The following is a 6,578-nucleotide window of genomic DNA, read 5'->3' on the forward strand; positions in this document are numbered from 1 at the left end:
TCAATAAACCCGCTTCTTCGGCTTGATATACTCCACATCATCGGTGAGCGTGTAATCATGCACCGGACGATAGCTGATTTCGACCGCGCCGCCCTTGCCACCCCAACCCGCGAACGTCGCGGTGGTGTGCTTCATCCAGTTCGCGTCGTCGCGATCGGGGTAATCCTCGTTGACATGCGCGCCGCGCGATTCCCTGCGATTGGCGGCCGATTGCATCGTTACCATCGCTTGCGCGAGCAGATTGTCGAGCTCGAGCGTCTCGACCAGATCGGTGTTCCAGATCAGCGAACGATCGGTGACGGAAACGTCGCCGAGCTTGGCGTACGTCGCGGAAATCGCGGCGACGCCTTCGGTCAGCAGCGCATTGTCGCGGAACACCGCGCAATTCTTCTGCATCGTGCGCTGCATTTCGAGCCGGATCTGCGCGGTCGGCACACTGCCCTTGGCGTTGCGGAACGTATCCAGCCGCGCAAGCGACATCTCTTCCGAGCCCTTGGGCAGCGGGGTGTGCGGCGTGTTGGGCTTGAGCGTGTCCTTGATCCGCAGACCCGTCGCGCGGCCGAACACCACGAGATCGATCAGCGAGTTGGAGCCAAGGCGGTTGGCACCGTGGACCGAGACGCACGCCGCCTCACCCACCGCGAACAGGCCGGGGACGACCGCATCGGGGTTGCCGTCCTTCATATGGACGACCTCGCCGTGATAATTGGTCGGGATGCCGCCCATATTGTAATGCACCGTCGGCGTGACCGGCAGTGGCTGACGCGTCAGGTCGACCCCGGCGAAGATCTTGCCGGTCTCGGTGATGCCCGGCAGCCGCACCGCCAGCACCTTGGGGTCGATATGGTCGAGGTGGAGCCAGATATGATCGCCATTCTTGCCGACGCCGCGCCCTTCGCGCATTTCGAGCGCCATCGAGCGTGACACGACGTCGCGCGACGCGAGGTCCTTGGCGCTCGGCGCATAGCGCTCCATGAAGCGCTCACCCTCGGAATTGGTGAGGTATCCGCCTTCGCCGCGCGCACCCTCGGTGATCAGCACGCCCGCGCCGTAAATGCCGGTCGGGTGGAACTGGACGAATTCCATGTCCTGCAGCGGCAGCCCGGCGCGCAGCACCATCGCATTGCCGTCGCCGGTGCACGTGTGCGCCGAGGTCGCTGAGAAATAGCAGCGGCCATAGCCACCCGTCGCCAGCACGACTTTATGCGCGCGGAAGCGGTGGATCGATCCGTCGTCCATGCACAGAGCGATCACGCCGCGGCAGACGCCGTCTTCCATGATCAAATCGAGCGCGAAATATTCGATGTAGAAGTCGGCGTCGTACTTCAGGCTCTGCTGATACAAAGCGTGGAGCATGGCGTGGCCGGTCCGATCGGCCGCAGCGGCGGTACGCTGGACCGGCGGGCCTTCGCCCATATTCTGCATATGGCCGCCGAACGGACGCTGGTAGATCGTGCCGTCGTCATTGCGGCTGAACGGCACGCCGGCATGTTCGAGTTCGTACACCGCAGCAGGTGCCTCGCGCACCATATATTCGATCGCATCCTGGTCGCCGAGCCAGTCCGACCCCTTGACGGTGTCGAACATGTGCCACGTCCAATGGTCGGGCGAATTGTTGCCAAGGCTGGCGGCAATGCCGCCCTGTGCCGCAACCGTGTGGCTGCGCGTCGGGAACACCTTGGTGATGCACGCGGTTTTCAGTCCGGTTTCGGCGATCCCCATCGTCGCACGCAGGCCGGAGCCGCCGGCGCCGACAACAACGGCATCATAGGTATGGTCGATGATCTTATAGGCCTCAGCCATGGGGGACTCCGGTAACGGTGAAGGCGACCCTCAGGATCGCGAAAATGGCGATGGCGGCGCTGCCGACGCTGAAGAAATTGAGCGCGAGCAGCCACATGACACGGGCCGCCCCGTGGATATAATCCTCGATCAGCACCTGCAGACCGAGCCGGAAATGATAGAAGACCGAGGCGATCAGCAGCAGCATCGGGATCGCCGCCCATGGCGACGACAGCCAAGCACGCACGGTCTCGTAATCATAAGCGGGCAGCCGGGCGATGGCGATGAAGAACCACACCATCAGGAACAGGTTTGCCGCCGCGGTCAGGCGCTGCGACCACCAGTGATGCGTGCCTTCTTTGGCACTGCCGAGGCCGCGCACGCGGCCGAGTTCGGTTCCGTTGCCCATCTTATTTCACCATCGTCAGATAAGCCCAGAAGGCCGCGGTCGCCACCACCGAAAACACCATCGTCGCGATCGATCCAGCACGATTGCCCTTCAGATCGTAATTCGCGCCGACATCGAGAAAGAAATGCCGGATGCCGGTTGCCAGATGCTGGAAGAAAGAGAGCGTCAGCCCGATCCCGAACAGATAGCCGATCGCGCCACCCCACAACGCCATGAAGACATAGTGAAAGGACGCATAGCTTGCCGGACCGCCCGAAATCGCCGCCAGCCACCACACGAGCACGACCGTTCCGACCGTCGCCATGCCGTCGCCGGTGATGCGGTGGAGGATCGAGACGATCATCGCCGGCCCCGGTTTCCACACCGACAAATGCGGGCTGAGCGGGCGGGCGCGGGCGGTTGGGGTGCGGCTGGGGCTGGCCAAGGCGAAAGCGTCCTCGTCATGTGATCGGTGGATATGTGCCGCCCTCTTAGTCGGCGCACATTATGATGCAAGGTTTGTAGCGGGCAACGCGATTGCAGCGGACGCACGCTTACGGCGCGTTAACCAAATCCGGCTACGTCAGGGGTTGAGCCGTGCACGTTACGCCCCGCGGCACAGAGACGGAGCTTCGCCTTGCCCAACACCCTCCCCGCCCCCGGCCTGGTTGCCGCGACGATCGATATCCGGGCCCGGCTGCGCGCGTTCGATTTCGACAATTCGCTGGAATCCGCCGCGCGCGAGGTGTGGCGCGTGCTCGAACCCGACGCGGGCGAAATCGCGCTTGCGTTCTGGGCACAATGGAGACGCGCGAGCCCCGGCGAACAAAGCTGGCAGCCGCATGAAGAAGCCAAAATGGTCGAGCTGGGCGTTACCTATTTGCGCAACCGTTTTTGTGATGTGTCGGGGCGGCTGTGGGTCGAATCGATGGAGCGCTCGGTCGCTTCGGGGTATAAGGCCGGGGTCTCGACGATGGCGCTCCTGTCGATGACCTGCGCGAGCGACCGCGCCGCGCTCGACATCCTGTTCAAGCGCATGAAGGGCGACGATCCGCGCCTGCCCGTCTTCATCGACACCGTAATGCGGCTGACCGGGCTGGAAGCCGAAATTACCGTCGAAATCTACAATGCCTTCCGTGGCTTCACCGCACAGGGCAAGCGCGACCGGCTGGCGGCCGATTTCCGCGAAGGCATCGCCGCAACGGTCGAGCAAGCGACGCAGGAATCCGAAGTGCTGCGCGGTCAATCGGTCAGGACCTCTACTTCCGCGCGCGGGATGCTGGGCAAAACCAGTGAAGTCGCCGCCGCCGCCGAGCAATCCGCGGTCGCAATGCGCGAAGCGGCGCAGACGGCGGCTGGTCTGATCCGCGCAATCGAGGATGCGCGCACCGAGGTTGAAGCCGCCGCCGAGATCGCGACGCGCGCGGCCGGCCAGGCCGGTGCCGCCGTCGGCATGTCGGAGACCTTGTCCGATCACGCCAAATCGATCGAATCGATCCTCGGCCTGATTCGCGACATTGCCGGACAGACCAATTTGCTCGCCTTGAACGCCACGATCGAGGCGGCGCGCGCTGGCGACGCCGGGCGCGGCTTCGCCGTCGTCGCGCAGGAGGTGAAGAGCCTCGCCAACCAGACCGCGCGCGCGACCGACGATATCGCCGCCAAGATCGCGGCGATTCAGTCCGCGACGCGCTCGACCGTCGAAACCAACGCCTCGATCAAATCGACCGTCGCCGAGGTGCAGGAAAGCGCCAATCGCATTCGCTATGCGATGGAAGCGCAAGCGCAGACCGTCACCGCGATCACCGCGGCGGTCGATGAAACCGCGCTCGCCGCCGATTCGATGTCCAACACCATCACCGCGATTCGCGAGGATACCGAGACCGTCGCGTCCGAGATCGACCGAGTCGGGCGCGGATTCGATTCACTCGATCATAAGCTTGGGATGCTGAAAAACAGCGCGAGCGAGTTCGTCGCGAAAGTTGCCGCATAACCCTTGAAGGGGAAAAGACATGGCGCAGGGGAGCGCAAGGTTGGGGGGCTGGAGCGGGGAAAACCGCACGGCAGCCGAGCGGATCAGCGAATATGACTGGGATGGCAGTATCGCTGCCGCCTCGGTGGAAATCGCGCACTTGATCGAAGGCCATGAAACCGAGATCGCCGGCGCGTTCTGGGAGCATTATCTGTCGCTACCGGTCAGCGCGCATATCCGCCCCTATTTCACCGCCGATTATAAGGCGACACGGATCGGTCAGAGCGCCAAATATACGCGCGCCAAATATGCCGCGGCGTTCGAAGAAGACTGGATGCGGATGGCCAACCGCCACGCCGCCGATTCGCAAAAGGCACAAATCCCTCTCCCCGCGTTGCTGGCGTCGCTCAGCTTCGCGCACAGCCGGACGTTGCAGACGATCGAAGCGAAGCTCGGAGTCGGATCGCCGCGAATGCGCGTGCTCGCCGATGTCGTGCAGCGGCTCGGTCTGGTCGAGGCTGACGTGATGGCCTCGCATCTCGGCGCGCGCGACGCCGAACAGGCGCGTATCGAACGCCGCGCGCGCTCGGCCGATTTCAGCGAGACGATCGCCACCTCGATCGAAGGCGCGGCAGCGCTTGGCAACCGCATTCGCGTGCAGGCGCAGGGCGCCGCGCGGTCGGCGCGCGGGATGATCGGCAAGACCACCGAAGTCGCCGCCGCCGCCGAAGAATCGGCGATGGCGATGCGCGAAGCGGCGCAAACCGCCGCCGGCCTTATCCGCGCGATCGAGGATGCGCGCACCGAGGTTGAAGCCGCCGCCGAGATCGCGACGCGCGCGGCCGGCCAGGCCGGTGCCGCCGTCGGCATGTCGGAGACCTTGTCCGATCACGCCAAATCGATCGAATCGATCCTCGGCCTGATTCGCGACATTGCCGGACAGACCAATTTGCTCGCCTTGAACGCCACGATCGAGGCGGCGCGCGCTGGCGACGCCGGGCGCGGCTTCGCCGTCGTCGCGCAGGAGGTGAAGAGCCTCGCCAACCAGACCGCGCGCGCGACCGACGATATCGCCGCCAAGATCGCGGCGATTCAGTCCGCGACGCGCTCGACCGTCGAAACCAACGCCTCGATCAAATCGACCGTCGCCGAGGTGCAGGAAAGCGCCAATCGCATTCGCTATGCGATGGAAGCGCAAGCGCAGACCGTCACCGCGATTACTGCGGCGGTCGACGAGACCGCGCTCGCCGCCAATTCGATGTCGGGCACGATCACCGCGATCCGCGAGGATACCGAACATGTCGCGGCGGAAATCGACATGCTCGAGCATGATTTCGGCGAGGTCGATGACCGGCTGAGCGGGCTGAAAGGTGCCGCAGATACCTTCTCGGCGAGTGTGGCGGCGTAAGAATGCTCCTCCCCTCCCTCGAAGGGAGGGGCTGGGGGTGGGTAGGTGTGGGCCGGGGCGGACGTTCGACAACGAGCCAACCCACCCCCTGCCCCTCCCTTCCAGGGAGGGGAGACCGTAGCGCGAGGTGCGAGCGCGCGCTAAAGCCCACCCCATGACCAACATCCTCCTCACCGGTTCCTCGCGCGGCATCGGCGCCGCGACGTTCGCTGCGCTCGAAGCATCAGGCGCAAGCGTCATCGGGCAGGCGACCGCCGCCACCGCCACCGCACTTGCCGCCGACTTCGCCGACCCCGCCGCCCCGCGCGCGCTGTGGGATGCGGCGCTTGATCGCTTCGACGGTCGGATCGACGTGCTGATCAACAATGCCGGGGTGTTCGAGGCCAATCCGATCGCGGAGGACGACACGATTTGGGTCGCGGGATGGGAGCGCACGATGCGCATCAATTTGACCGCGTCCGCCGAATTATGCCGCCTCGCAGTGCTGCACTGGCAGGCGCGCGCGTGCGCCGGACGGATCGTCAACATCGCCAGCCGCGCTGCGTATCGCGGCGATTCGCCGCAGCACTGGCATTATGCCGCATCAAAGGCCGGGATGGTCGCGATGACCAAGTCGATCGCGCGCGGCTATGCCGGTGAGGGCATTCTCGCCTTCGCGGTCTGCCCGGGCTTTACGATGACCGGCATGGCCGAGGATTATCTGGCGAGCCGCGGCGGCGACAAGCTACTCGCCGACATCCCGCTCGGCCGCGTCGCGCAGCCGGAGGAAGTGGCCGCGATCGCCCGCTTCCTCGCGCTCGACGCGCCACCGTCGATGACGGGCGCGGTGCTCGACGTGAATGGCGCGAGCTACGTTCGGTAAGACCGCGAAGCGGAAATTTAGCTCACACAAAGACGCAAAGGCACGAAGAGGAAGAAGAAGAAGCCTTTCTTTGTGCCTTTGCGTCTTTGTGTGAGAACAACTCTTTCTCTGCTTCGCAGATATCAAACCAGCGCCCGCAACCGCTCCAGATCTTCCGGCCGGTCGA

Annotated in this window: 6 protein-coding genes; 3 read left to right on the top strand and 3 right to left on the bottom strand. The window is 64.6% G+C overall.

Translation table 11 applies throughout. From position 1 onward, the window contains the following. The 3 genes from sdhA to sdhC are packed head-to-tail and all read right to left on the bottom strand — an operon-like array spanning position 1 to position 2,615. Positions 1-1,803 (bottom strand): succinate dehydrogenase flavoprotein subunit, encoded by a 1,803-nt coding sequence (sdhA, locus tag ABWP09_RS12875; protein ID WP_353205528.1) that lies wholly within the window; start codon positions 1,801-1,803, stop codon positions 1-3. Beyond that, on the bottom strand, positions 1,796-2,191 hold the full coding sequence (gene sdhD, locus ABWP09_RS12880) for a succinate dehydrogenase, hydrophobic membrane anchor protein (RefSeq protein ID WP_353205529.1): 396 nt from the start codon (positions 2,189-2,191) through the stop codon (positions 1,796-1,798). Before sdhD ends, sdhA begins: the two co-directional genes overlap by 8 nt. A gap of 1 nt (position 2,192) precedes the next feature. Continuing rightward, positions 2,193-2,615, bottom strand: a complete 423-nt coding sequence (sdhC, locus tag ABWP09_RS12885; RefSeq protein WP_353205530.1) for a succinate dehydrogenase, cytochrome b556 subunit — start codon at positions 2,613-2,615, stop codon at positions 2,193-2,195. Between the two features lie 192 nt (positions 2,616-2,807). On the opposite strand from sdhC, the gene ABWP09_RS12890 reads away from it, so the two are divergent. From ABWP09_RS12890 to ABWP09_RS12900, 3 genes are all read left to right on the top strand, one after another. Beyond that, the gene (locus ABWP09_RS12890; RefSeq protein WP_353205531.1) at positions 2,808-4,163 is read left to right on the top strand and encodes a methyl-accepting chemotaxis protein; all 1,356 of its coding nucleotides are present in this window, start codon (positions 2,808-2,810) and stop codon (positions 4,161-4,163) included. A 19-nt stretch (positions 4,164-4,182) separates the two neighbouring features. Further along, positions 4,183-5,550 carry a methyl-accepting chemotaxis protein gene (locus tag ABWP09_RS12895; protein ID WP_353205532.1) on the top strand — a complete coding sequence of 456 codons (1,368 nt, stop codon included), beginning with the start codon at positions 4,183-4,185 and terminating at the stop codon, positions 5,548-5,550. A gap of 154 nt (positions 5,551-5,704) precedes the next feature. Further along, the gene (locus ABWP09_RS12900) at positions 5,705-6,412 is read left to right on the top strand and encodes an SDR family NAD(P)-dependent oxidoreductase (protein ID WP_353205533.1); all 708 of its coding nucleotides are present in this window, start codon (positions 5,705-5,707) and stop codon (positions 6,410-6,412) included. Positions 6,413-6,578 lie beyond the last annotated feature (166 nt).

Origin of the sequence: Sphingomonas sp. (assembly GCF_040398505.1) — a bacterium.
Lineage (GTDB): Bacteria > Pseudomonadota > Alphaproteobacteria > Sphingomonadales > Sphingomonadaceae > Sphingomonas.

Excerpts from the sequence above, each read along its gene's own strand:
- sdhA (WP_353205528.1), bottom strand. The coding sequence starts at position 1,803 with ATGGCTGAGGCCTATAAGATCATCGACCATACCTATGATGCCGTTGTT.
- sdhD (WP_353205529.1), bottom strand. The coding sequence starts at position 2,191 with ATGGGCAACGGAACCGAACTCGGCCGCGTGCGCGGCCTCGGCAGTGCC.
- ABWP09_RS12895 (WP_353205532.1), top strand. The coding sequence starts at position 4,183 with ATGGCGCAGGGGAGCGCAAGGTTGGGGGGCTGGAGCGGGGAAAACCGC.
- ABWP09_RS12900 (WP_353205533.1), top strand. The coding sequence starts at position 5,705 with ATGACCAACATCCTCCTCACCGGTTCCTCGCGCGGCATCGGCGCCGCG.